General features: G+C 44.2%; 20 protein-coding genes and 2 pseudogenes. 16 read left to right on the forward strand and 6 right to left on the reverse strand.

Annotated elements, in window-relative coordinates:
* Window positions 1-121: 121 nt before the first annotated feature.
* The 14 genes and pseudogenes from BQ8014_RS04780 to groL all read left to right on the forward strand — a co-directional run bounded on the left by BQ8014_RS04780 (window position 122) and on the right by groL (window position 19,644).
* A complete protein-coding gene (locus tag BQ8014_RS04780) occupies window positions 122-3,304 on the forward strand; it encodes a SusC/RagA family TonB-linked outer membrane protein (protein ID WP_080903366.1) in 3,183 nt (1,060 codons plus the stop codon).
* Window positions 3,305-3,722: 418 nt separating this feature from the next.
* The gene (locus BQ8014_RS04785; protein ID WP_200814350.1) at window positions 3,723-5,255 is read left to right on the forward strand and encodes a SusC/RagA family TonB-linked outer membrane protein; all 1,533 of its coding nucleotides are present in this window, start codon (window positions 3,723-3,725) and stop codon (window positions 5,253-5,255) included.
* A 14-nt stretch (window positions 5,256-5,269) separates the two neighbouring features.
* Window positions 5,270-7,168 (forward strand): RagB/SusD family nutrient uptake outer membrane protein, encoded by a 1,899-nt coding sequence (locus BQ8014_RS04790; RefSeq protein ID WP_080903367.1) that lies wholly within the window; start codon window positions 5,270-5,272, stop codon window positions 7,166-7,168.
* A 1-nt stretch (window position 7,169) separates the two neighbouring features.
* Window positions 7,170-8,564: a Gfo/Idh/MocA family protein gene (locus BQ8014_RS04795; RefSeq protein WP_234997987.1), complete on the forward strand. Its 1,395-nt coding sequence runs from the start codon at window positions 7,170-7,172 to the stop codon at window positions 8,562-8,564.
* Window positions 8,565-8,832: 268 nt separating this feature from the next.
* Window positions 8,833-9,216, forward strand: a pseudogene (locus BQ8014_RS19095) (RagB/SusD family nutrient uptake outer membrane protein); the annotation flags it as partial.
* Window positions 9,217-9,344: 128 nt separating this feature from the next.
* Complete coding sequence (locus tag BQ8014_RS04805; protein WP_080903369.1) at window positions 9,345-10,358, forward strand: methyltransferase domain-containing protein; 1,014 nt, start codon at window positions 9,345-9,347, stop codon at window positions 10,356-10,358.
* A 162-nt stretch (window positions 10,359-10,520) separates the two neighbouring features.
* On the forward strand, window positions 10,521-12,578 hold the full coding sequence (locus BQ8014_RS04810) for a dipeptidyl-peptidase 3 family protein (RefSeq protein ID WP_080903370.1): 2,058 nt from the start codon (window positions 10,521-10,523) through the stop codon (window positions 12,576-12,578).
* Between the two features lie 2 nt (window positions 12,579-12,580).
* Window positions 12,581-13,261 carry a DNA alkylation repair protein gene (locus BQ8014_RS04815; protein ID WP_080903371.1) on the forward strand — a complete coding sequence of 227 codons (681 nt, stop codon included), beginning with the start codon at window positions 12,581-12,583 and terminating at the stop codon, window positions 13,259-13,261.
* A 53-nt stretch (window positions 13,262-13,314) separates the two neighbouring features.
* On the forward strand, window positions 13,315-13,788 hold the full coding sequence (locus BQ8014_RS04820) for a Fur family transcriptional regulator (protein ID WP_080903372.1): 474 nt from the start codon (window positions 13,315-13,317) through the stop codon (window positions 13,786-13,788).
* 21 nt (window positions 13,789-13,809) lie between these two features.
* Window positions 13,810-15,084: an adenylosuccinate synthase gene (locus BQ8014_RS04825; RefSeq protein ID WP_080905822.1), complete on the forward strand. Its 1,275-nt coding sequence runs from the start codon at window positions 13,810-13,812 to the stop codon at window positions 15,082-15,084.
* A 119-nt stretch (window positions 15,085-15,203) separates the two neighbouring features.
* Entirely contained in the window at window positions 15,204-15,887 is a 684-nt protein-coding gene (locus BQ8014_RS04830; RefSeq protein ID WP_080903373.1) for a zinc metallopeptidase, read from the forward strand.
* 50 nt (window positions 15,888-15,937) lie between these two features.
* Window positions 15,938-17,296 (forward strand): histidine--tRNA ligase, encoded by a 1,359-nt coding sequence (gene hisS, locus BQ8014_RS04835; protein ID WP_080903374.1) that lies wholly within the window; start codon window positions 15,938-15,940, stop codon window positions 17,294-17,296.
* A gap of 403 nt (window positions 17,297-17,699) precedes the next feature.
* On the forward strand, window positions 17,700-17,969 hold the full coding sequence (locus tag BQ8014_RS04840) for a co-chaperone GroES (RefSeq protein WP_080903375.1): 270 nt from the start codon (window positions 17,700-17,702) through the stop codon (window positions 17,967-17,969).
* A gap of 37 nt (window positions 17,970-18,006) precedes the next feature.
* The gene (gene groL, locus BQ8014_RS04845; protein WP_080903376.1) at window positions 18,007-19,644 is read left to right on the forward strand and encodes a chaperonin GroEL; all 1,638 of its coding nucleotides are present in this window, start codon (window positions 18,007-18,009) and stop codon (window positions 19,642-19,644) included.
* 177 nt (window positions 19,645-19,821) lie between these two features.
* On the opposite strand, the gene BQ8014_RS04850 is transcribed toward groL, so the two are convergent.
* The 3 genes from BQ8014_RS04850 to BQ8014_RS04860 form a co-directional block, all read right to left on the reverse strand.
* Complete coding sequence (locus BQ8014_RS04850) at window positions 19,822-20,295, reverse strand: hypothetical protein (RefSeq protein ID WP_080903377.1); 474 nt, start codon at window positions 20,293-20,295, stop codon at window positions 19,822-19,824.
* 37 nt (window positions 20,296-20,332) lie between these two features.
* Entirely contained in the window at window positions 20,333-20,698 is a 366-nt protein-coding gene (locus tag BQ8014_RS04855) for a hypothetical protein (protein ID WP_139785075.1), read from the reverse strand.
* A gap of 72 nt (window positions 20,699-20,770) precedes the next feature.
* Window positions 20,771-21,322, reverse strand: a complete 552-nt coding sequence (locus BQ8014_RS04860; protein ID WP_080903379.1) for an RNA polymerase sigma factor — start codon at window positions 21,320-21,322, stop codon at window positions 20,771-20,773.
* A 104-nt stretch (window positions 21,323-21,426) separates the two neighbouring features.
* Here BQ8014_RS04860 and BQ8014_RS04865 point away from each other — a divergent pair, with 104 nt between their 5' ends.
* Both BQ8014_RS04865 and BQ8014_RS04870 read left to right on the forward strand, forming a co-directional pair.
* The gene (locus BQ8014_RS04865; protein WP_080905823.1) at window positions 21,427-23,457 is read left to right on the forward strand and encodes a TonB-dependent receptor plug domain-containing protein; all 2,031 of its coding nucleotides are present in this window, start codon (window positions 21,427-21,429) and stop codon (window positions 23,455-23,457) included.
* 5 nt (window positions 23,458-23,462) lie between these two features.
* A complete protein-coding gene (locus BQ8014_RS04870) occupies window positions 23,463-24,101 on the forward strand; it encodes a YiiX/YebB-like N1pC/P60 family cysteine hydrolase (protein WP_080903380.1) in 639 nt (212 codons plus the stop codon).
* Window positions 24,102-24,268: 167 nt separating this feature from the next.
* Here the strand turns inward: BQ8014_RS04870 and BQ8014_RS04875 are convergent, their stop codons facing one another.
* The 3 genes and pseudogenes from BQ8014_RS04875 to BQ8014_RS19635 form a co-directional block, all read right to left on the reverse strand.
* A complete protein-coding gene (locus BQ8014_RS04875; RefSeq protein ID WP_080903381.1) occupies window positions 24,269-24,544 on the reverse strand; it encodes a zinc ribbon domain-containing protein in 276 nt (91 codons plus the stop codon).
* Between the two features lie 7 nt (window positions 24,545-24,551).
* Window positions 24,552-25,397 carry an AraC family transcriptional regulator gene (locus BQ8014_RS04880; RefSeq protein ID WP_080905824.1) on the reverse strand — a complete coding sequence of 282 codons (846 nt, stop codon included), beginning with the start codon at window positions 25,395-25,397 and terminating at the stop codon, window positions 24,552-24,554.
* 79 nt (window positions 25,398-25,476) lie between these two features.
* Window positions 25,477-25,709 (reverse strand): annotated as a pseudogene (locus BQ8014_RS19635) (site-specific integrase); the annotation flags it as partial.
* Between the last annotated feature and the right edge of the window lie 93 nt (window positions 25,710-25,802).

Genomic DNA, 25,802 nt, shown 5'->3' on the forward strand with positions numbered 1-25,802 from the left:
ATGAATCCGTATGTTAACTGCTATCGGACCACCCATAGCGCGTGTTCGCACACATTGTAAGTGTATGTATATTAAACTATTTTGATTGAGAATTTATTTTAATAACCAAAAAAGCTGTATTATGATAAAAACGTATTTATGTAAGTTTCTTTCACCATGTATCTTGGTCTGTGCCTTTTTATTTTCTAATCTATCCATAGTAGATATGAAGGCCCAATCAAGTCAAATTATTACAGGAATCGTGAAGGATGAGGCTGGCGAGCCTCTAATTGGTGTGAATGTAGTCGAGAAAGGGACTACGAGAGGTACTTTAACCGATTTGGATGGAAAGTATTCTTTGGAAACTTCCGGAAGAAATGTGGTTTTGACCTTCTCTTATATCGGATACCTATCTCAGGATGTTCCTTTGGGAAATAAGACGGAAATGAATGCCGTACTGAAAGAGGATATTCAGAATCTGGAAGAAGTGGTCGTGATCGGTTACGGCACAGCCAGGAAAAAGGATTTAACCGGTTCTATTTCTTCCATCCGTACGGAAAAAATGGAATCGGAAGCCCCACGCTCTGTTCAGGACTTGCTACGTGCCAATGCGGCAGGTATGAATATCGGGCTGGCAACGAGTGCAAAGGGTGATGCCGATTTACAAATTAGAGGAAGAGGGACCTTGAAAGCAGGAGGAAGCCCGTTAAATGTGGTGGATGGAGTTATTTTCGACGGTACTTTTGCCGATATCAATCCGAATGATATCTTGTCCATCGATATCTTAAAAGATGCGAGTTCGGCGGCTGTTTATGGAGCCAAGGCTGCAAATGGAGTGGTTCTTATCACAACCAAGAAGGGACAATCCGGTAAACCACGCATTTCCTTTAATGCCAATATGGGATTTGTCGAAAATGCGAATATGCCCAGGGTGATGAATGCTTCTGAATTTCTGGACTACCGTTATGATTATGAGATCGGGAAAAGAACCAGCGATTATTTGGCTAAATATCCGCAAATGTTTGTTGATCCCCGGAAATTGGATGGCGTGAATCAATTGGATTGGTATAATTACGATCAAGGGAAGCCGGTTAGTTCTGTTACGGAAGAACAATTGCTTGGCACTTGGCTCTCCCGCCTGGAACTGAAAACTCCTGAAATTAATAATTATTTGGCTAACCGGATTACCGATTGGCAGGACTTGGTCTTCCAAAAAGGTTTTCAACAAGATTATACGGCGAGCATTTCGAACCGGAACGATAATCTATCCTATTATTGGTCGTTAGGTTATACGGATCGGGAAGGGATTGTTGTCGGTAACCAGTTTAAGAATATCCGTTCCCGATTGAATCTGGAATCAAAGATTACAAATTTCCTGAAAGTCGGATTAAATGCCAACTTCGCTTCACGTGACGAGGGTTTTTTGCAGGCGGACTGGGGGCAGTCGAGCGTTATTTCCCCTTATGGCTCCAACAATATGGACGATCCGGAAAGCCCTTATCAAAGACTCCCAACTGGTGATGTTACTCCTGTGAACCCTTTTTATGATAATACCTACCGGGATCGGTTGAATACTTACAATACCCTTAATGCCAATGTTTATGCTATTGTAACATTGCCTTATGGGTTCGAATATCAAGTAAATTATACACCTTCCTTTACCTACCAGGAGTATTATAACCATGAATCATCCCACAATGTCGAGTGGGCGGCTAAGGGAGGTAATTCGGAGCGCCGCCTCGAAAAAACATTTAACTGGCAAGTGGATAACATTATCCGTTGGAAAAAGGAATTCAATAATATCCATAAGTTTGAAGTGACTTTGTTGCAGAATGCAGAAAAAGGGCAGTTTTGGAAAACCGTGGCGAAAGCATCCAATTATAGCCCGAGCGATGTGTTAGGTTATCACCGCTTGCAGGCCGGAACAGTTCCACTTGTCGAAAGCGATGATACTTATAAAACAGGTGACGCCCTAATGGGCCGTGTTTATTATTCTTTGGAGGATAAATATATGGTGACGGCTTCTGTACGTCGGGATGGTTTTTCGGCTTTTGGGTTGAAGAATCCAAGAGCTACCTTTCCGGCTGTTGCTCTCGGTTGGGTATTTACTTCGGAAGAGTTTATGAAAAAGACAGAGAATTGGTTGAATTACTGTAAGTTACGTCTGTCTTGGGGAAAAAATGGGAATAGAGATTTGTCTGATCAATATACGGCATTATCCGATATGACTTCTGGCTTGCATCCGTATATCGACCAGAATGGGAATATCTATCTATCTTCCCAGTTATATGTAAATAGGATGGCAAATGCCGGATTAAAATGGGAAAGTAAGGCAGCCTATAACCTCGGATTGGATTTTTCTTTGTTCAAGGATATTTTGTCCGGATCGGTTGAGGTTTATACGGCGACAACACATGATTTACTGGTTGACCGTGCTTTGCCTGAAATTATCGGATTTAACAGTGTGGCTGCCAATTTGGGAGAACTTCGGAATAAAGGCTTTGAATTAAGTCTTACCGGCAATATTATAAATCGGGAAAATTTCGGTTGGAGCGCTTCCGGAAATTTCTCCTTAAATCGCCGGGAGATTAAGAAGTTATACGGGGATATGGTGGATGTAAAGGATGCCGATGGAAATGTTATCGGCCAGAAAGAGGCGGACGATATAAAGAACAAATGGTTTATCGGACAGGATCCCGACCGTATATGGGATTATGAACGGATCGGTGTATGGCAATTAGGCGAAGAGACTGAAGCTGCAAAATATGGCTGCCAACCGGGTGATTTCAAATATAAGGATCAAAACGGCGACGGTGTGATGACAAATGATGACAAAGTCTTTTTGAAATATACCACACCCCGTTTTCGTTGGACTTTACGCAATGATTTTACTTTCTATAAGGACTTTAGTTTTTCTTTTATGCTGTATTCCTATTGGGGACAGTACAACCGGTTTAACCGGGCTGCCAATAATTCCAACTTCCCTGATCGTGCAACGGATTATGAACAGCCTCGCTGGACACCGGAAAATCCGATTAACGACTATGCCCGTATTGGCTCGAAGAATATAGGAAACAATTATGTGGACCAATCATTTATTCGTCTGGAAAACATTACTGCTTCCTATAATGTGCCGTCTAAGTTTCTGAAAAGATTTGCCGTTCAGAATATGCGTTTATCTTTCAGTATTAGGAATGTTGCTCTCTGGGCACCCCATTGGAAGTTGGGAGATCCGGAATCCTGGTATAAAGATTCAAACAATAATATTTCGGAGTTCAGGCCTACGCCGCGTACATATAATCTAAGCGTTAATTTCACTTTATAATCTAAAATCGAGAAAATATGAAACTAAAAAACATATATAAAAGAATTATTATTTTAACCGCTATTGCTCCTTTCCTTTGCAGTTGCGGAAGTGATTGGTTGGATCCGAAGCCTCTCTCCTTTTATGAACCCGGAGTCGCCTTATCGAATGCCGATGGCCTGTATTCCGCTATAACCGCATGTGAACGTAACATGCGCCATGAGTATTTTGGGGATGGTGCTCCTATCCTGACGGAAATGATTCAATCGGAAGTAGCGGTCGAAGGTACAACTGATAAAGCCGGGCCACAAATGAACATGGATATTTCCCTTTTGCCTGATGCTAGCCTGAATGATGNCATGAATCTTCACAAAATCAGGAATGGAAAGCTAAGGGAGGAAATTCGGAACGACAACATGAAAAAACTTTTAATTGGCAAGTGGATAACATTATCCGTTGGAAAAAAGAATACAATGATATTCATAAATTTGAAGTGACATTATTGCAAAATGCTGAAAAAGGCCAATATTGGCAAACTATAGCGAAAACATCTAATTATAGTCCGTCGGATATACTTGGATATCATCGTTTACAAGCAGGTACGGTTCCTTTAGTTTCAAGCAATGATACTTATAAGACCGGAGATGCTTTGATGGGAAGGATCTACTATTCATTACATGACAAATATATGCTGACAGCCTCCATACGTCGCGATGGCTATTCTGCATTCGGATTGAAGAATCCACGGGCGACCTTTCCGGCTGTTGCTCTCGGTTGGGTATTTACTTCGGAAGATTTTATGAGAAAGACAGATAGTTGGTTGAATTACGGTAAGTTACGTCTATCTTGGGGGAAAAATGGAAATAGAGATTTGGCTGATCAATATACGGCATTATCCGATATGACCTCCGGCTTGCACCCCTATATTGACCAGAATGGCAATATCTATCTTTCTTCTTATCTATATGTAAATCGGATGGCAAATTCTGGTCTAAAATGGGAAAGCAAGGCAGCCTATAACCTCGGGTTGGATTTTTCTTTGTTCAAGGATATTTTGTCTGGGTCGGTTGAGGTTTATACGGCAACAACACATGACTTACTGGTCGACCGTGCTTTACCTGAAATTATAGGGTTTAACAGTGTAGCTGCCAATTTGGGAGAACTTCAAAATAAAGGTTTTGAAGTGACTCTTAATGCCAATATAATGAAAAGGGAAAACTTTGAATGGAGTGGTTCCGCCAATTTTTCGTTGAACCGTCGTGAGATTAAGAAGTTATACGGGGATATGGTGGACGTAAAGGACTCCGATGGAAATGTAATCGGCCAGAAAGAGGCAGACGATATAAAGAACCAATGGTTTATCGGACAGGATCCCGACCGCATATGGGATTACGAACGGATTGGCGTATGGCAACTGGGAGAAGAAGACGAAGCTGCAAAATATGGTTGCCAACCTGGTGATTTCAAATATAAGGATCAGAACAGAGACGGTGTGATGACCGATAATGACAAGGTGTTCCAGAAATATAAAACTCCACGTTTCCGTTGGACTTTTCGTAATGACTTCCGCCTATTTAAGGATTTTGATTTATCTTTCCTTCTATATTCATATTGGGGATATTATAATACATTCAATCGGGCAGCGAATAATTCCAATTTTCCAGATCGTTGTTCAGGTTATGCTTTACCTCGCTGGACACCGAATAATCCTATTAATGACTATGCCCGTGTCGGTTCTAAAAATATTGGGAATAATTATGTCAATCGCTCATTTATACGTCTCGATAACATTACAGCTTCTTACAATGTTCCTCCTAAATTCTTGAAAAAATTCTTTGTTCAGAATATGCGATTAACATTAAGTGTGCGTAATGCTGCAATGTGGGCCCCCGAATGGGATTTTGGAGATCCGGAGTCAGGAGCGGATCCTACTCCTCGTACATATAACCTTAGTGTAAACTTCACTCTTTAATAAAAGAAGATATTATGAAAGCAAATCAAAATACAATCAAACTATTGACATTCTCTATGTTATTACCTCTGTTATGTGCATGTGGAGAAAGTTGGTTGGATCCGAAACCTTTGTCTTTTTATGAACCTGGCGTTGCCCTATCGAATACCGCGGGATTGTATTCGGCATTAAGTACCTGTGAACGTAATATGCGCCATGAGTATTTTGGGGATGGTGCTCCTATCCTGACGGAAATGATTCAATCGGAAGTAGCGGTCGAAGGTACAACTGATAAAGCCGGGCCACAAATGAACATGGATATTTCCCTTTTGCCTGATGCTAGCCTGAATGATGCAAATACCACAAAAGTAGGGTGGTATTGGTATGAAGGTTATAAGGGAATTAAATATGCGAATGTCGTGATCTCCCGTATTAATGATGCGACATTCAAAGATGAAGCGGAAAAGAATGCCGTTTTGGGAGCTGCCTATTTCCAACGGGCTTACCGTTATTTCAAATTGACCCACCAGTTTGGGGATATTCCTTATATGGATTGGGAAATTTCCGAACCCAAGTATGATTTTTATTCCTATGACCGTTGGTCAATCTTGGAACGGATGAGGAAAGATATGGAATTTGCCTATCAATGGGTACCCGATAAAGTGGATCGAGGTAGGACTTCAAAAGGAGCATGCGGTATTCTTCTAATGAAACTTTGTATGGTGCTGGGTGATTTTGACCGGGCGATTGAGGTGGGAAAAGAAGTGGTTGCAGCCCATCCTTTGATGACGAAACGTTTTACTGCAAACCAAAGTAAGGCGAGAACGAATCTGATGCATGACCTGCACAGTGTGGAAGCAAAACTGGACATGAGCAATACGGAAGGGCTGATGTATGTCGTGTCTTATCCGGAAGTAGATGGTTCTGATCGTATTCAGACCATGCGTAATGGAGTCCCTTTTTGGAATAACGGAAATATCAAGACTCCCGACGGACAAACCGGAACAAGTATTACGATTGCATCGGGCGAAACCGATCCTGAAATGGATTTGAACAAGACCTACGGACGTGGTATTGGCCGTTTACGCCCGACCTGGTACTTTACGAATGAGATTTGGCGTGCAGATAAGGAAGCGAATGATTTACGGGGTATCTTCAACCGGGATAGCTGGCGTAAAATGGAGGATTTGCTCTACAATAACCCGAGCCTGAAGAGCTCCGGCAATCAGTGGTACGGAAAGAATTTCGTAAAAAGCCCCTCCATGTCTGTGGAGGACACAATCCGTCTATGGTTTTCGTGGCCTCATTATAAATTGTTTGTTCCCGATCCTTTGCAGACGCAATGGGCAGGTGGCGAAACCCCTTGGTACATTTACCGGTCGGCCGAAGTTTATTTGTTGATTGCCGAATGTTATTATTGGAAAGACCAACCCCAATTGGCTGCAGAAGCATTGAATGTCGTCCGTAACCGTGCGGGAGCATCTCCTCTTACGGCTGCCGATATCAATATCGGCGAAATCTTGGATGAACGTGCCCGTGAACTTTATTATGAGGAGAATCGGCATCTTGAATTGGTCCGTATATCCTATATTTATGCACGAACGGGGAAACCCTGTGAAATATTCGGCGGACGTGTATATAAACTGGATAATTTATCCGGTCCAGGCGGAACCAATTCGAATGTAAAGCAAGAAGGGTATAATTTCTGGTATGACCGTGTCAATGCCCGTAGTAATTTTTATAACAAGGGAGTAATACATAAATGGGCGGAATACAAGATTAGCGTGCATCACATTCTTTGGCCGATACCGGCAAGTGCGATCAATACGAACACGAAAGGAATAATCAACCAGAACATCGGTTATCCGGGTGCGGAGAAGAATGTTACTCCTTTGAAGGTGCCGGAGGAAGGTACGGTCTTAGGACCTCAGTAAAATGTATTACCTAAAATCAAATATAAAAATGGAAATATCAAGAAGAAATTTTATTAAAAAAGCTGTCACTACAGGTTGTGGATTGATAGTAGCCCCCGCTATCGTTCCGCCTTCCGTTTTTGGGAAAAACGCACCTTCCAATCGAATCAATATTGGAGCAATTGGAACCGGACGTATTTCCCGGGACCATGATATGCCGGGTGTTTGGAAATATGACGATGTGCGGATAATAGCGGTAGCAGACCTTGATGCTCATCGAGTAGCCGAAGCTAAGGAATTAGTAGAAGGTTACTATACTAAAAAATCAGGAAAACCTTACAGAGGAATTACTACGTATGAAAACTATATGGATTTACTGGCCAATAAAGATATTGACGCTGTATTAATCAGTACACCTGACCATTGGCATGCTAAAAATACCATTGATGCGGTTCGAGCAGGTAAAGATGTTTATCTGCAAAAGCCAAGTTCTCTGACAATTGAGGAAGGAAGAAAAATGAGTGATGCTGTAAATGCATCCGGGCGTATCCTTCAAATCGGTAGTCAACAACGATCAATGGAACAATTTCGCTTCGCTTGTGAATTAGTTCGTAACGGACGCATCGGGCAATTAAAGATGATTGAGGTCCGCTTGCCGGGCGACCCCGCTGGAGGAAATGCTGAAGAAATGCCCATTCCAAAGGGATTTAACTATGATATGTGGTTGGGACAGACACCATATGTTCCCTATACAATTGACCGCGTTCATCCGCAAAAAGGGTATGGACGTCCGGGCTGGTTACGTTGTGACCAATTTGGTGCAGGTATGATTACCGGATGGGGAGCACATCATTTCGATATTGCACACTGGGCTATGAATACGGAATACACAGGCCCAATTGAAGTATCCGGACATGCTGAATTCCCAACTTCTGGGCTTTGGAATGTCCATGGTACATTTGAAACGAGCATGTTGTATGAGAATGGCGTTATTGTAACTGGGGTAACTGAAAGTAAAGAAAAGCCAAACGGGGTGTTATTCACCGGTACAAACGGATGGATATTTGTTAGCCGAGGCAATTATAGTGCCTCGGCAAACGACCCGAGCACCAGTAAATCAAAAGCGCTTATAGCTTCCGATTCCAAAATTTTATCTCCATTAACAGAAAATGATCCGGTACGGCTTTATCAAAGTACTGATCATCATGGCAATTGGTTGGAAAGTGTGCGAACTCGTAAGTTAAATATTGCCCCGGCGGAAGTGGCACATCGTTCATGTACTGTTTGTCTCATTCAGTATATTGCAATGAAATTGAACCGGAAACTATACTGGGATCCTGTTTTGGAACGTTTCAAGAACGATGATGAAGCAAATACTATGATTTCACGTCCGTACAGGCCGCCTTATAATTTTTAATATGATAAAGATGAAAAAAGCTTCGTTAGTTGTCTCGTTTTTATGTTTGTTATCTTTAAGCATAAACGCAGGAAATAAAAAAAGCATAATTGTTAGCGCCGGTGAATATGACAGAGATAATACAGTCATTTCAGCAGAGATCTCAGTTTGGTCCTTAGACAATAAGACAGATATCATTTTATTGGAAAAGCGGAACGGAAAACAAAAAAAAGTTCCAGTTCAAATTTATATCGATGACATGGGACGTACCTTTTTATATTGGATATNTGAGGAGAATCGGCATCTTGAATTGGTCCGTATATCCTATATTTATGCACGAACGGGGAAACCCTGTGAAATATTCGGCGGACGTGTATATAAACTGGATAATTTATCCGGTCCAGGCGGAACCAATTCGAATGTAAAGCAAGAAGGGTATAATTTCTGGTATGACCGTGTCAATGCCCGTAGTAATTTTTATAACAAGGGAGTAATACATAAATGGGCGGAATACAAGATTAGCGTGCATCACATTCTTTGGCCGATACCGGCAAGTGCGATCAATACGAACACGAAAGGAATAATCAACCAGAACATCGGTTATCCGGGTGCGGAGAAGAATGTTACTCCTTTGAAGGTGCCGGAAGAAGGTACGGTCTTAGGACCTCAGTAATAGACGATAAGTAAATCGATTTTTATAAAAAAGAAGGTTACTTGCTTTTGGGCAGGTAACCTTCTTTTTTGCAAAAGGTAAAATGTATATCTTTGGGGGAGTGTGGATAACAATAGAACGGATAGCGGATGAAGCGGGAAAAGTGGATGAATGGGGTGGACGGCTTTGCCGGCAAGTTGGAAGCGATCGATTACGAGTCGCTTCCGGTCAGTGATTATAACAAGCAATACATCCGGCGGTTGCGTCCGGCTTTTCGCTATTTTCTGAGGATCTATGCACTTTGCTTCAGGGAGGGATTGCAGGCTATCAGAAAGGAACCCGGCGAGGTGACGCTGATCGATTATGGCGGCGGTTGCGGATTCCTAAGTCTGTTTGCCAAAGCGATTGGCTTCGGGCGGGTGGTCTATGTGGATCATAACCCTCTGTCGGTGGCGACGGTGACGGCCTTGAGGGGGAAACTAGGCTTTGGCCCTGATGAGATTCTGGAGGGAACCTCGGCCGAACTGTTGTCATGGTGCCGTGCCCGCCAGATAAAGCCGCAACTTTTGATTTCTACGGATGTGATAGAGCATGTCTATGATTTATCTCTGTTTTTTCGCGAATTGACCGCCTTGGAGAACCTTTATATGATATTTACAACAGGTTCGACCCCTTATAATCCTTACGTACGGAAAAGGCTGGAAACAAGAATGCGTTCAGTAGAGACCGGGAAAGGAGAGCAACCGAACTTTTTCACCCAACGACTTCATTTTATCCGGTCTAACTATCCGTCGTTGCCGGAAACGGAGGCGGAGCAGTGGGCGCATCGGACACGCGGACTGATTTATGCTTACATCCCCGCCGTGGTGGAAGGGAGGCGGAGCTATTTTCCTCCCGGACCGTATAATACTTGTGATCCTGAAACGGGAAATTGGGAGGAGCGGATCTTGTCTCTTGAGGCTTACCGCGATTTATTGGCTCCTTACGGATATGAAGTGAGAATGAGAAAAGGATTTTATAATGAGGAACGAACGAATGCATTTCTGTCTTTCGCCTGCCGGTGTATCAACGCCTTGATCCGGGTTTCCGGGAAGGCCGGCTTTTGCATCGCACCTTTTATAACGATCCAATGCAAAAAGAAAGGTTGGTTCCCGCGCCCATAAATAGGAGGAATAATAGGTTGTGGGCGGACGGAAGCCTTTCGCCGGCTGATAAATCATTCCTTTTCGTTTGGGGATACCCGGATAATTCCTAACTTTGTCTTACCTCAGCCTATAGAAGGAGGGGGATAGTATGTACAATCTGTTTTCATACAACAGTTTATTATGAGAAAAATAATAGTATCCATGACGACAATTATTGCGCTGGCTGCCTGCACTGGGCAGAAAGCGGGGAAAGAAGACCCCGCAACAGACACTGCATTTGAACAGGTGGCGGATCGTTTTGCCGATATCGAGGTCTTGCGTTATCAAGTGCCCGGATTTGAATCGCTGACTTTGCAGCAGAAACAACTGATCTATCATTTGTCGGAAGCCGCCCTGATGGGACGGGATATCTTGTTCGACCAGAACGGACGTTATAATCTGGCGATCCGGCGTACCTTGGAAGCTATTTATACCGGATATAAAGGCGATCGCGAATCAGCTGACTTCAAAGGACTGGAAACCTATCTGAAGCGGGTCTGGTTCTCCAGCGGCATCCATCACCATTATGCCGTTGACAAGTTTTCCCCGGGATTCCCGCAAACCTTTTTTGCCGATTGTGTGAAACAGTTGGATCCTTCCAAGCTGCCTTTGCGCGAAGGACAAACGGTTGATGCTTTCCTGGCTGAGCTGACGCCTGTTTTGTTCGATCCTACAGTCATGCCCAGGCGAGTCGTGCAAAGTGGCGACGGCGATTTGATTCAGGCTTCGGCAAATAATTATTATGGCGCGGGAGTGACGCTGAAAGAGGTGGAAGACTTCTATGCAAAGTTGAAGAAGCCGGGCGATCCGCGCCCGATCTCCTACGGACTGAACAGCCGCTTGGTGAAGAAGGACGGAAAGCTGATAGAAGAGGTCTGGAAGGTTGGCGGGCTTTATTCACAAGCCATTGAGAAGATCGTGGGCGAGTTGGAGAAGGCGGCTGCATTTGCTGAAAACGACGCCCAGAAGAAAATCATCGAAACGTTGATTGCTTATTATCGTTCCGGTGACTTGAAGACTTTTGATGCCTATTCGATCTTATGGGTGGAAGATACGGTTTCGGATGTCGATTTTGTCAACGGCTTTATCGAAACCTACGGCGATCCGTTGGGAATGAAGGCCAGTTGGGAATCGACCGTGAATTTTATCAACAAGGAGGCGACCAAACGCACGAATACGATCAGTGAAAACGCCCAATGGTTCGAGGATCATTCGCCGACGGATCCGCGTTTTAAGAAGAAAGCGGTCAAAGGGGTGAGCGCCAAGGTAATTACCGTAACCATGCTGGGAGGTGATTGCTATCCGGCGACGCCGATCGGCATCAACTTACCGAACGCCAACTGGATCCGGCACGAACACGGATCCAAGTCGGTGACGATTGAAAATATTACGGAGGCCTACGACAAGGCTTCACAGGGAAACGGCTTTAACGAGGAGTTTGTCTGGAGTGACGCTGAACGGGAATCGATCCGAAAATACGGCTTTGAAACGGATAATCTGCATACCGACCTGCATGAATGTTTGGGGCATGGCTCCGGAATCATACTCCCCGGAGTCGATCCGGACGGCTTGAAGGCCTACAGCTCCACTCTGGAAGAAGCGCGCGCCGACCTGTTTGCCCTCTATTATCTGGCCGATGCCAAGCTTCTCGAATTGGGACTGCTGAAGGATCCCGAAGCGTATAAGGCGGAATATTACAAATACATGATGAACGGGTTGATGACCCAGTTGGTCCGCATCGAGAAAGGCCGCCAGGTAGAAGAAGCCCACATGCGGAACCGGCAGCTTATCGCTCGGTGGGTTTATGAGAAAGGGTTTCCGGAAAAGGTCGTTGAGTTGAAGAAGCGGGACGGCGAAACTTTTGTCGTCGTGAATGACTACGATAAACTGCGTACGCTTTTCGGCGAACTGCTGGCCGAGGTACAACGGATCAAAAGCGAAGGAGATTATAATGCAGGGAAAGCATTGGTGGAAAATTACGGAGTGAAAGTCGATCCGGAATTACATGCCGAAGTGTTGGAGCGGTATGCCAAGTTGAACCTGGCGCCTTACCGCGGTTTCTTGAATCCGGTTATGAAAGAAGTGAAGAACGGGCAAGGTGAAGTAACCGATATCCGTCTGGATTATACCGAAGGGTATGTGGAACAGATGTTACGGTATAGCCGGGATTACTCTTTTCTACCGACTTACAACAATTAAGGATGTACGAAAGCGAATTGAAAGAAATACGGCGACGGCTGCGCCTGTCGATGAATGGAGCTGTGTCCGCTTCCATGCGCGCTCAGGGAGTCGACTATAAAGTCAATTTCGGCGTTTTGTTGGCCCATCTCAAAGAATTAGCATCCCTTTATGTAAAAGATGCCGGATTGGCAGAAGCCTTATGGCAGACGGATACCCGTGAATTAAAGATATTGGCGACGATACTTTATCCGCCGGAGCAATTTACTCCCGAACGGGCGGAAGCCTGGACAGCTGCCGTCCGGCACCAGGAGATTGCGGAGCAATATTGCATCAATTTGTTGCAGGAATTGCCATTTGCTTTAGAGTTGGCCGGCCGGTGGATCGATGCGGAGGAAGAGTATGCCGCTGTCGTCGGTTATACCCTGTACGCCCGCCTATTTACGAAGGGGGGCGTCTTTCCTCCGGAAAAACTCCCGGAGGAGGCGGCGCATTTCCTTCAATCGGCGCGGACGGCTTTGCTGGGAGGGATCTCCCGCCGGCAACGAGCGGCGCTTTTGGCATTGAAACGCTATGGACGCCAATCAGGGGAACAACAAGCTGCTGTATTGAATGTACTTTCGGACTTTCAGGCATCCGGGGATGCAGGGAAAAGGGAATTCTATTCGGATTTATTATTTGAATTTGAATATTATCAATCATAACTCCCTATTAAAAGATATTTTATTAAATTTGTTGATTCGAGAGTCTGGCTATAATGAATATAAATCGAAATGATATTGCGAGTATGCAGCAACGCCTTACAGAATATCTTACCGATCAGAACCTTCGGAAGACAACCGAGCGCTATACTATTTTGGAATGTATCTGTACGATAAAAGGACATTTCGATGTGGAAATGCTGCAAAAGATGTTGGACGGAGCAAATTTTCATGTCAGCCGTGCTACGATCTATAATACAATCGAGTTATTGGTCAATGCGAGTTTGGTAGTACGCCATCAGTTTTCCTCGCAGATTGTCCAATACGAATTGAAGTGTATTTCGGAAACGCATCATCATCTGGTTTGTACCCATTGCGGAGCGGTGTGTGAGATTAAGAATAAGGAACTTGCAACTTTAATGAACGGGAGGCGGTTTCCGAAGTTTTCGGCGGAATATTATTCGCTTTATATTTATGGAATTTGTAGTAAGTGCAAGTTTAAATTGCGGCAGAAAAAGAATAATAAATAATTTACATTAACTTGATTAATGATGAAAGTAGACGTATTATTAGGGCTACAATGGGGAGACGAGGGCAAAGGCAAAGTGGTCGATGTACTGACTCCCAAGTATGATGTAATCGCCCGATTCCAGGGAGGACCGAATGCCGGGCATACGCTTGAATTCAATGGAGAGAAGTACATTCTCCGTTCGATACCCTCCGGTATATTTCAGGGAGGTAAGGTCAACGTGATAGGAAACGGCGTCGTTTTGGATCCGCTGCTCTTCAAGGAAGAAGCGGAAAGCCTGGCGGCCAGCGGGCACGACATTACGGAACGCCTGTTTATTTCGAAGAAAGCCCATTTGATTTTACCTACCCACCGTCTGCTGGATGCCGCTTATGAAGCCTCGAAAGGAAGCGGTAAAATCGGCACAACCGGCAAGGGCATCGGGCCGGCCTATACCGATAAGGTAAGCCGTAACGGCTTGCGGGTAGGTGACTTATTGCATCATTTTGATGAGAAATACAAGGCGGCGAAAGAACGCCACGAAACAATCCTTCGTTCGCTGAATTACACGTATGATATTACCGACTTGGAAGCTCGTTGGTTTGAGGCGCTGGAATACTTGAAACGTTTCCGGTTGATCGATAGCGAGCATGTCATTAATACGTTCTTGGACGAAGACAAGTCGGTTCTGGCTGAAGGAGCGCAAGGAACGATGCTGGATGTGGACTTCGGCTCCTATCCTTTTGTCACTTCCTCCAATACGATTTGCGCCGGTTGTTGCACCGGATTGGGCGTTTCTCCCCGGAACATCGGCGAAGTCTACGGAATTTTCAAAGCTTATTGCACCCGTGTGGGCAGCGGTCCGTTTCCGACGGAGTTGTTTGATGATACGGGTGACCGGCTTTGCGAACTGGGGCATGAGTTCGGCTCCGTTACCGGGCGGAAGCGCCGTTGTGGATGGATCGACCTGGTAGCATTGAAGTATGCTGTTATGATCAATGGCGTGAGCAAGCTGATCATGATGAAAAGCGATGTTCTGGATTCTTTTGAGACGATTAAGGCTTGTGTCGCTTACCAAATCGATGGGAAAGAGGTTACGGAATTCCCCTTTGAGATCGACGAGAATGTGGAGCCTGTTTATGTAGACCTTTCCGGCTGGCAAACGGATATGACGAAAATGAAGAGCGAAGATGAATTTCCTGAGGAATTCAATGCGTACCTGACTTTCCTGGAAGACGAACTGAATGTTCCGATCAAAATCGTTTCCGTCGGACCTGACCGGGAACAAACAATTATAAGATATACAGAAGAAGACTAATAAAAACAAAAAAGCTCTAAAGAGGGGAACCGCACATGCGATTTCCCCTTTTTCTTTTTTGTATATTTGGCAAGGTTTTTGCAATTGAGTTTATATAAGTATAATAAATAGATAGAGATATGATGACCTATTGGATTTTATTTATTAGTATAGCCGTCATTAGTTGGTTGGTTTCCGCAAACCTGAAACATAAATTCGAAAAGTATTCGGAGATTCCGCTTCCGGCCGGTTTGACGGGCAAAGAAGTAGCGGAAAAGATGCTGCATGACAATGGGATCTATGATGTGACCGTGACTTCTACGCCCGGACATCTGACGGATCATTACAATCCTATGAATAAGACCGTCAACCTGAGCGAGCCGGTTTATTCTAGCAATAGTATAGCGGCGGCAGCTGTAGCGGCCCATGAATGCGGGCATGCTGTGCAGCACGCCCGAGGGTATGCTCCTTTGAAAATGCGTTCGGCCTTGGTTCCGATCGTCAGCTTTTCGTCTAGTATTTTGAGCTGGATTTTGCTCGGGGGCATGTTGATGCTGAATACTTTCCCCCAGTTGTTACTTTTCGGAATCATTCTTTTTGCCATGACCACCTTATTCAGTTTCATCACCTTACCGGTGGAAATCAATGCCAGCAAGCGTGCGTTGGTCTGGTTGAGCAACGCAGGGCTGACGAATATAGCCACACAAGATAAAGCCGAAGACGCCTTGCGTTCGGCAGCCTATACTTACGTGGTTGCTGCATTAGGTTCGTTGGCTACCTTGTTGTATTATGTGATGATCTTTCTGGGAGGGCGTCGGGAGTGATAAAAAATCCCTACCTTTGCTTCCTCAATCGTAAATAGAATAATGTAATCATGCAAAAACCTTCTATTCCCAAAGGAACACGGGATTTTTCGCCAGAAGAGATGGCGAAACGCAACTATATTTTCAATACTATTCGTGAGGTATATCATTTGTACGGCTTTCAGCAAATCGAAACGCCGTCAATGGAGAATCTGTCGACGCTGATGGGAAAGTATGGGGAAGAAGGTGATAAGCTCTTATTCAAGGTCTTGAATTCCGGTGATTGTTTTGCCGGCATTTCGGATGAAGAATTGTTGGAAAAAAATCCGGTCCGGTTTGCGGCAAAGGCCTGCGAGAAAGGCTTGCGTTACGACCTGACCGTTCCGTTTGCACGTTATGTGGTCATGCACCGGAACGAAATCTCTTTTCCTTTCAAACGTTATCAGATTCAGCCGGTTTGGCGCGCCGACCGTCCGCAAAAGGGGCGTTATCGCGAATTTTACCAATGCGATGGTGATATTGTCGGCTCGGATTCCCTGTTGAATGAGGTGGAACTGATCCAGATCATGGATGAGGTTTTCCGTCGTTTCGGCATACGAGTCTGTATTAAGATGAACAACCGGAAAATTCTATCGGGTATCGCCGAGATTATCGGGGAGGCTGACCGGATCGTAGATATTACCGTAGCAATCGATAAACTGGATAAAATCGGGCTGGAGAATGTAAACGAAGAACTTCGTTCAAAGGGACTGTCGGAAGAGTCGATTGCCCGTTTGCAACCGATTATCCTGTTGAACGGCTCGAACCGCGGGAAGGCGGAGACACTGAAATCTGTCCTGGCTTCTTCTCTTACCGGATTAAAAGGTGTGGAAGAAATTGAATATATCCTTGATCATATTGAACGCCTGAGACTTGTAACTCCTTTGGAGTTTGACGTGACACTGGCGCGCGGACTGAGCTACTATACCGGCGCTATCTTTGAAGTAAAGGCCTTGGATGTACAGATCGGTAGTATTACCGGCGGTGGTCGATATGATAACCTGACCGGTGTCTTCGGATTGGCGGGAGTTTCGGGCGTTGGAATCTCCTTCGGCGCCGACCGTATATACGATGTCTTAAATCAATTAAATCTTTACCCTGCGGACTCTTTACAGTCTACCCAGTTATTATTTGTCAACTTTGGTGAAAAGGAGGCGGAGTACCTGCTTCCGATCCTTGCCCACTTGCGTGCGGCCGGTTTGCGGGTGGAATTTTATCCCGATGCGGCCAAGATGAAAAAACAGATGAGTTATGCCGATGCCCAAAAGATACCCTATGTCGCTATCGTAGGAGAAACGGAAATTGCAGAAGGGCGGATCAACCTGAAAGAGATGGCTACGGGCGAACAAACCTCTGTTGCAGTCGATGAATTGATCGGACGTTTCTCCTGAGGTCTATTCTTTAATCATAGTTGGTTCGTTCTATTGATATATTTCTCTGTTAATTCAAAGAAATAAAGCATTGCACCGCCCTGAAAATCGAGTGTACTCACTGATAAAATCGAGTATACTCGATTTTTTCCGTATAAGTCGCTACTTTTGGGGACTGACAGCCCCGTGATTTTCATATCTATAAAGAGGGGTGGAAAAGAAGGCGTGGCGACTCTTTTTCCAGGCAGTCATTCTGTCAGCAGGTACAGATAAACATTCTCTTTGATTAGAAAAAATGTCAGTTTCGCCGATCCGTTTCCATTTGGCACGAATTTGGCTATAATACCAATGGTTGATTCCTTGGATCGATCAGACAAGTATGTATCTATATTTAATTAGTTTAATTAATTTAAAATATTAAAAAATGAACATTAAACCGTTAGCAGACAGAGTGCTGATTCAACCGGCCGCTGCAGAAGAAAAGACAGTGAGTGGAATTATTATTCCGGACTCGGCCAAAGAAAAGCCGCTTAAAGGTGAAGTAATTGCCGTAGGTAATGGAACGAAAGATGAAGAAATGGTAGTGAAGAAAGGCGATACCGTTTTATATGGTAAGTATGCCGGAACAGAGATTGAATTGGACGGGGAGAAATACTTGATTATGCGTCAATCTGACATTTTAGCAATTATCTAAACAACATCAACTAAAACAACAAAAAGAGATAAGTATTATGGCAAAAGAAATTAAATTCAATATGGAAGCCCGCGACCTATTGAAAAAAGGGGTAGATGAACTGGCAAATGCAGTGAAAGTAACCTTAGGCCCGAAAGGTCGCAACGTAATCATTGAAAAGAAGTTCGGCGCACCGCAAATCACCAAGGATGGTGTGACGGTCGCCAAAGAAATCGAATTGTCGAGCCCTTATGAAAATATGGGTGCGCAATTGGTGCGTGAAGTAGCTTCTAAGACTAATGACAACGCAGGTGACGGAACGACAACCGCTACGGTTTTGGCTCAATCTATTATCGGTGTAGGGTTAAAGAATGTAACTGCCGGCGCCAATCCGATGGATCTGAAAAGAGGTATCGATAAGGCGGTTGCCAAAGTTATTGAAAGTATTGCCGCTCAAGCGGAAGCTGTAGGTGATAATCTGGAAAAGATCGAGCATGTAGCGAAAATCTCAGCTAACGGCGACGAAGAAATCGGTAAACTGATTGCCGAAGCAATGCAAAAGGTGAAAAAAGAAGGCGTCATCACTGTTGAAGAGGCGAAAGGCATGGAAACGACCGTTGAAGTCGTGGAAGGTATGCAATTCGACCGCGGTTATATCTCTCCTTATTTTGTAACGGATACCGAAAAAATGGAAGCTCAATATGAGAATCCTTATATTCTGATCTATGATAAGAAGATTTCCGTATTAAAAGAACTTCTTCCTATTTTGGAACCGGCTGCACAAAGCGGACGCGCCCTCTTGATTATCGCTGAAGATATCGACAGCGAAGCGTTGGCTACCTTGGTTGTCAACCGTCTGCGCGGTTCGTTGAAAGTTTGTGCCGTAAAAGCTCCCGGCTTCGGCGACCGTCGGAAGGCAATGTTGGAAGATATTGCTATCCTGACAGGCGGAACGGTTATTTCCGAAGAAAAAGGTTTGAAGTTGGAAAGCGCTACAATGGATATGCTGGGAACAGCTGACAAGGTTACGGTAAATAAAGATAATACTACGGTCGTTAACGGTCATGGAGAGAAAGACCAGATCAAGGCTCGTATTAATCAGATCAAGGTTCAGATTGAAAATACGACTTCTGACTATGACAAGGAAAAATTGCAGGAGCGTTTGGCTAAGTTGGCCGGCGGCGTAGCTGTGCTTTATGTCGGCGCTGCTTCGGAAGTCGAAATGAAAGAAAAGAAAGACCGTGTGGAAGATGCGTTGAACGCAACCCGTGCAGCTATTGAAGAAGGAACGGTTCCCGGCGGTGGGGTCGCTTACATCCGAGCCATAGATGCATTAGAAGGTCTTAAGGGAGACAATGAAGATGAAACGACCGGTATCGAAATTATCAAACGTGCGATCGAAGAGCCGCTTCGCCAGATTGTCGACAACACCGGAAAAGAAGGTGCTGTCATCGTACAGAAGGTGAAAGAAGGAAAAGGCGACTTTGGATACAATGCACGTACGGATCAGTATGAAAACCTGGCGAAGTCCGGCGTTCTTGATCCGGCGAAAGTAACACGCGTTGCCTTGGAAAATGCTGCATCCATTGCAGGGATGTTCCTGACAACCGAATGTGTTATTGCAGAAAAGAAAGAAGAAACGCCTGCTGCTCCGGTAAATCCGGGTATGGGCGGCGGCATGGGTGGCATGATGTAATCCAAGCCCGTAATTTTATAGATCTTAATCAAAAAGGAGGGACTCGTAAAGGGTTTCCTCCTTTTTTTGTATCTGAAAATATCAAAAAACAAGTAGGGAGAACTGACATCCCGTCGTCCTCCCACTCTAAAATTAAACGCCAAAACTAAATCTAAACAAAAACACTAAAAAAGTTTTTTACCTATTGCTTTTCTTTGCATTATTCCTTTGGGCTCCTCCCATAAATTCCCGTGCGAATTTATGCTCGGCCTGTTGGTATTTGTAAAGTTTCTCAGGGGAAAGAATGCTCTTGAATCGAGTAAAATATGCTTGCTCCAATGAGACTTCTTTTTGCTTTACTTCCATATTGCATTCTGCGACTTGCATATAATCGGCATCGGTCGGGTTCTTTTTTTTATGTAAATCCTTTCCTACTTTACGACAGTCCCGACCCACTTCAAACATTTTTTGTTTTAATTCGTTGTAGAGCGGGATAAATGCATCCGCTTCTGTTTTCGTTAAGCCGATTTCTCTTATCATAAAATCATTTCTCTTTGCAACAAATGTTTCCAAGTCAAACGGCCTTTGGGCACTCACGGTATATTGGCTAACCAGACTAGGAAATAGTAAGAGCAAGGAGGTTATGGATAGGATCCAATATATTCTTTTCATCTTTATGTTTTATTTATAGTTACCTTGGATGTTTTTATCATTCCATATTATTCAATTCGTCGGATAAAATATCATTGGTATAAACATTCTCGATATATTCCAGATATTCTTCACTCTCTATTTTCGGAGAATGGCTGGAAGATGTGTATGAGTTCGATCGTACCATCAACCGGGAATGTTCCGACCCTGCACCATCCTCTGAATCCTTATCTGTAAAAATGGTATAGGCAAACATCAATCCGATGGAAATAGCTGCTGCGTATAGCCAGGGACGTACCCGCTGGAATAAAGAGGTCGTTTTCCCCGTGCTTTCTTCCGGAAGCCGGCTCATAATCTGTCCCGGAAGATTTTCAAAATATCCTTCGGGAACCTTATAGGCCTGATTGCTTTTTATCCGATTCATTTGATTAAAATCCAATTTCATGTATGCACTCCTCTCTTATTTCTTCTTTCGACAAATTTTAACCGTAAAGGTTTAAATATCTTTTGTTAAAAATGACTCTACCTTTTTGACGGCATGATGATATGAAGCTTTCAACGCACCGACGGAGGTTCCGAGTACCTCGGATATTTCCTCATATTTCATGTCGTTGAAGTATTTCATGTTGAAAATCAGCCGTTGTTTTTCCGGTAATCTCAAGATGGCTTCCTGCAATTTCAACTCTGTCTCATCTCCATCAAAGTAAACATCACTTTTCAGTTTTTCCAACAGGTAAACATCTGTATCGTCGATCGATATATTCTGATTCGCTTTTTGTTTATTCAAAAAAGTAATGCACTCATTCAATGCAATTTTATAGAGCCAGGTGGATAATTTGGCTTCTCCCCGGAAGGTGTCTATGTTGGACCAGGCCTTGATGAAAGTCTCCTGCAACAGGTCATCTGCGTCTTCGTGGGAAAGAACCATTTTCCGGATTTGCCAATATAATTTTTCACCGTATTCCTTTACCACCAAGGCAAATGCGTTTCTCCGCTTCTCCAGGTCACGCAATTGTTCGACTACTTCTTCCTCTTTATACTGACTCATCCGCTCCGCTCTTTTTTAACGCGTAAATATAAAGAAACAATCGGAATTTGCCGCCCATTTCTGCCAAACATCTTACCTTTACCCCGTTTTTAATAATAAAAAATATGAATAAAAAGATTTTTAACGAACAGAAGGCTTATCGTTTTCGACGATTTGCCCGAAAAGCCTACAGTGCATTCAACAGTATGCACCGGATCGTCAATCACGGTGTTGTAGCCGGTTGTGTACTGTCCGTAGTGCATACCACTTCGACGAAGGCCCAGACGGTCGCGGAGGATCCATCGCCGGCCCATCCCTTGGAACAGGAACTTGATGAAGTGATGGTCACGGCTTCGCGCATTGAGATGCCAATTGCGCAGACGGCTAAATTAGTCACCGTCATCACAAAGGAACAAATTGCGCAGGCACCTGTCCGAAGTATTGCCGACCTGCTGAATTACGCCGCCAATGTAGATCTGGTACAACGCGGCGGCCATGGCGTCCAGGCCGATATTTCCATCCGGGGAGGTTCAGCCGACCAAACCGCAGTCCTTCTCAATGGCATTAATATCACCAACCCTCACACGGGACATTACAGTCTCGACCTTCCCATCAATCTTTCCGACATCGAACGCATTGAAGTGCTTCACGGTCCGGCCGCTTTGGTTTACGGTACCGGCGCTTTTTCGGGAGGAATCAATATCATCACAAAGAAAAAAGCCGACGCAAAGGCCTATGCCAATGTGGAGTTCGGGATGCATGAGCTCCGCGATATGGAGCTGCGCGGCGCTGTCCGGACCGGTATCGCCGACCATTCGTTGTCTGTAGGGCGCGGCTCGTCGGACGGATATATTGCCAACAGTGACTATGATCTCTATAATGTTTTGTGGCAAACCCGGCTGAACCTGAAAAACGAATCCAAATTGGACTTCCAATTAGGTTATAACGATAAGAAATACGGCGCCAACACTTTCTATACGGCTGATTTCCCCAATCAGTATGAACAGACCGCTACCTATATGGGGACGATAAAGGGAGAATTCGGATCTACTCTTAAAATTGTTCCGATCCTTTACTGGAGCCGGCATCATGACCAGTTCGATTTGATCCGGGACAGTACTTACGGACGGAATTACCACCGGAGCGATACCTACGGCGCCAACTTAATCTTGTCTTACCGCTCGAACTTCGGAAATACCAGCCTGGGCGGCGAGCTCCGGCGCGAAGATATTATGAGTAGTAAGTTGGGCTACCCAATGGTGGAACCGCATCGCAGGTATGCCAAATACGATGGCCGGACAATCGCCAGCCTGGCACTGGAACATACGCTGACCATCAACCGGCTTACCTTGTCTGCCGGAGCATTGTTGTCGCATAATACATTGGATGACAAGACCCGGCTCTATCCTTCGGTGAGTGTAAGTTACCGCCCCATGGACGAATGGAATCTTTACGGTTCCTGGAGCAAATCCTCTCGTCTGCCCACCTTTACCGATCTTTTCTATACAACCGAAACCCATGAGGGGAATGAGGGCCTGAAATCGGAAAAGTCCGAATCGGCGGAATTGGGACTAAAATATAACCGGGGAATCTTAAGTGCCTACGCAACGGGCTTCCTGATGTGGGGACGCAATATCATCGACTGGGTGGAAGTCGAAGTCGACGGGAAATCCAAATATGCTTCATGGAATCATACGGAAGTAAACACGCAAGGAGTGGAACTGGGAACCAAGCTCGTTCTGGGGGAACTAATCCCTGTTTTGGGTAGAAAAGCATCGCTCGGGATCGACTATGCCCGGATGAATCAGACCTGTGATACGGATAATGAAAAGTCGCTTTATTCACTGAATTACCTGCGTGATAAGTTTACTGCCCAGCTCCATCACCGGATTTTCGGCGGTCTTTCGGCCGGCTGGTATTTCCGTTTCCAAAAGCGGATGGGGCAATATAAGGTGTATGAGAACCATAAAGATACCGGACGGAGAGCGGATTATCCCTTTTTCTCGACCTTGGATCTCAAACTCAACTATGAGCTTCAAGCATTGGATATCTACCTGGATTTGAATAATTTTTATGATACCGACTATTTCGACCGGGGCAGCATTCCCCAGGCCGGGTTCTGGTTGACGGGAGGTATTCGTTACACCTTCAGATAAGGACTATGGATATTTTTTGCATGATTCTTTTGTTGTTCCTCCGGCTGCATACAACCGGTTTTGAACTACAGTCCGGCGATTTGATTTTCCAGGAATCACAGAGCGGTGAAGTCGGAAAGGCGATCAAAGGGGTAACCTCGAGTATCGGAGAATACCGGTTTACCCACGTCGGCATTGTTTATATCGACAACCGGAAGGACACGTTTGTGATCGAGGCCACTCATCCGGCCGTGTCCATAACCCCTCTGCAGGCTTATCTTTATCCTCCGGAAGCCAAAGGGGGGTATCCCGTATCGGTGGTCGGCCGTCTCAGGCCGGAATACCGCCCTTGCATTCCCCGGGCCCTCGAAGAGGGATTAAAACTGGTCGGTAAGAAATATGACGACGGCTATGATCTCGATAACGATGCCTACTATTGTTCCGAGCTGATTTATGTCATCCTGAAGCGGGCGAACGGCGGGAAGCCGGTCTTTCCCCTGAATCGGATGACATTCAAAGCGCCGGGCAGTGACGAATTCCTCCCCGAGTGGGTGGCTTATTTCCGGCGTTTGAATCTCCCCATACCCGAAGGCAAGCCGGGTATCAATCCCGGTGCCATGTCGCGTAGCGAGGTGATCGAAATTATCCATTCCATTCAAGAATGAGTAAACGGCTGATTATTGGTAAAGATTGTTCGCAGTATATGGCTACGGACAATCTTTATCTGAATCAAATATTACTGTTTTAAAAATAAGATCCATTAAAATTCACACATTGGATTGTATCATTTTCATTGATCATTGATTTTGTTTCAATATATCGCATAATCTTTTTATTGAACAGCCCAACGCTTGAGTGTGGGAAAGTAGATTCTCATATTTGTAATGGCTTCTTCTTTAGTATATGCTATCTCTGCATCTTTATTAAATTCATCTACAAATTGTGCACAGTGTTCTATCATTTGTTCCATTGTACAATCCATCGTAAACGCCCCGTCCTTAAAACAGTAGCAGCAATATTCTTCATTTCTGCTTCCATCATGATTAGTTCCCAGTTCTTCTTGTTTTTGCAGCGGCATTCCGCAACTTTGGCAATACTTTGTTTCCATAGACACATTATTTTATAGGTATATAAACTTTAGTAATAGGTTCTTTGCTATTCTCTTCTGAACAACTGATATACTCCTCAAATGTCATCCCATGACGTATGTTGTAATCAAAGTTCACACTAATATGATTGTATAATTCTTGAAGCCCAGAATAGCTTCCTTTCAAAGTATAAATGGCATATTTACCTCTTCGCAGTTGAATTGTACCGAACTCTCCTGTCGGAACAATTTTCTTTTTTATAGAAGCACATGCATAAAAACGGCAATATTCGGACTTGGTTATGTTCGGGTCGTCGAAACTTATACCAATAAAGCGGGTTTCTTTCGATAGTGCTTGCTTATCTTTAAGGAAACGGATAAGTTTGTTCCATGCTGTCTCGTAAGGCTCATCCTCTCCATATTTTCCGATAATCCGTATATAAACCAATTCTAAATCTTCTTCTTCGTAGATTTCCGATTGAAGATGGTTTTGTCGACTCCCGCTACTTTTCACATAGCCTACTAACCGACCTTGAAGTTCATCCATATATGCTTTCGGAGGTATACCGAATTGTTTCTTAAAGGCTTTAGAGAGGGACTGCGGATTATCATATCCTACCATTTCGGCAAGTTTCGTCAGGTTCATTTCCTCTGTTTGCATATACAATACCGCACGTTCTACTCGTTGTCTTGCCAGATAAGAGTATAGTGATTCATTTAGGGACAAACGCATAATGCGAAGCAATTGCCGTTGTGAAACGTTGATTTGATTAGCCAACGTATCCAGTTTCAGAGGTTTGTACAAATTTGAACTGATATAATCAATTACCTGATTGACCTTCTGCTGATATATGTTCTCCGTACTACTTCGCATATATTCAATATCTTGATAGCAAAGATACGTATTCCGTCCGGATTGAATATTGTCCAATCTCGCCAATTTACATGTTATTTCACAATGCTATTTTTTCTGTAATTTGTTTTTCTAAACTTTCCAACTTATGGGAAAGGACTTCCGTATCCTGTGAAATCTTTTCTTTCGTAATCTTAGCTAAACCTGTGTTGTTTTAATATTAGTATGTCCCATGCTTGAATCGCTATTTGTTTTCTGCCTGCGGGTGATTATCCATAAATCTCCATCAAATGAAGTTTTAAGGTTGTCTTTTGTCAAGTTCTTTACATCTGAAGAAGAATAGAGGAACCAACCGTTGATCCGTTATAGTTTTCTGAGTCGAAAAGTATTGCCATTGATTGAACAATCAATCCTTGTTTCTTTTAT

The sequence above is a fragment of the Parabacteroides sp. Marseille-P3160 genome (assembly GCF_900162725.1).
Taxonomy (GTDB): Bacteria; Bacteroidota; Bacteroidia; order Bacteroidales; family Tannerellaceae; genus Marseille-P3160.

Coding starts and splice junctions, on each gene's coding strand:
- BQ8014_RS04850 (WP_080903377.1), bottom strand. CDS start 20,295: ATGAAAAGAATATATTGGATCCTATCCATAACCTCCTTGCTCTTACTA.
- BQ8014_RS04815 (WP_080903371.1), top strand. CDS start 12,581: ATGTACGAAAGCGAATTGAAAGAAATACGGCGACGGCTGCGCCTGTCG.
- BQ8014_RS04795 (WP_234997987.1), top strand. CDS start 7,170: ATGTATTACCTAAAATCAAATATAAAAATGGAAATATCAAGAAGAAAT.
- BQ8014_RS04875 (WP_080903381.1), bottom strand. CDS start 24,544: ATGGAAACAAAGTATTGCCAAAGTTGCGGAATGCCGCTGCAAAAACAA.
- BQ8014_RS04840 (WP_080903375.1), top strand. CDS start 17,700: ATGAACATTAAACCGTTAGCAGACAGAGTGCTGATTCAACCGGCCGCT.
- BQ8014_RS04790 (WP_080903367.1), top strand. CDS start 5,270: ATGAAAGCAAATCAAAATACAATCAAACTATTGACATTCTCTATGTTA.
- BQ8014_RS04810 (WP_080903370.1), top strand. CDS start 10,521: ATGAGAAAAATAATAGTATCCATGACGACAATTATTGCGCTGGCTGCC.
- BQ8014_RS04880 (WP_080905824.1), bottom strand. CDS start 25,397: ATGCGAAGTAGTACGGAGAACATATATCAGCAGAAGGTCAATCAGGTA.
- BQ8014_RS04870 (WP_080903380.1), top strand. CDS start 23,463: ATGGATATTTTTTGCATGATTCTTTTGTTGTTCCTCCGGCTGCATACA.
- BQ8014_RS04830 (WP_080903373.1), top strand. CDS start 15,204: ATGATGACCTATTGGATTTTATTTATTAGTATAGCCGTCATTAGTTGG.
- BQ8014_RS04865 (WP_080905823.1), top strand. CDS start 21,427: ATGAATAAAAAGATTTTTAACGAACAGAAGGCTTATCGTTTTCGACGA.
- BQ8014_RS04820 (WP_080903372.1), top strand. CDS start 13,315: ATGAATATAAATCGAAATGATATTGCGAGTATGCAGCAACGCCTTACA.
- BQ8014_RS04860 (WP_080903379.1), bottom strand. CDS start 21,322: ATGAGTCAGTATAAAGAGGAAGAAGTAGTCGAACAATTGCGTGACCTG.
- hisS (WP_080903374.1), top strand. CDS start 15,938: ATGCAAAAACCTTCTATTCCCAAAGGAACACGGGATTTTTCGCCAGAA.
- BQ8014_RS04825 (WP_080905822.1), top strand. CDS start 13,810: ATGAAAGTAGACGTATTATTAGGGCTACAATGGGGAGACGAGGGCAAA.
- groL (WP_080903376.1), top strand. CDS start 18,007: ATGGCAAAAGAAATTAAATTCAATATGGAAGCCCGCGACCTATTGAAA.
- BQ8014_RS04805 (WP_080903369.1), top strand. CDS start 9,345: ATGAAGCGGGAAAAGTGGATGAATGGGGTGGACGGCTTTGCCGGCAAG.
- BQ8014_RS04855 (WP_139785075.1), bottom strand. CDS start 20,698: ATGAATCGGATAAAAAGCAATCAGGCCTATAAGGTTCCCGAAGGATAT.
- BQ8014_RS04780 (WP_080903366.1), top strand. CDS start 122: ATGATAAAAACGTATTTATGTAAGTTTCTTTCACCATGTATCTTGGTC.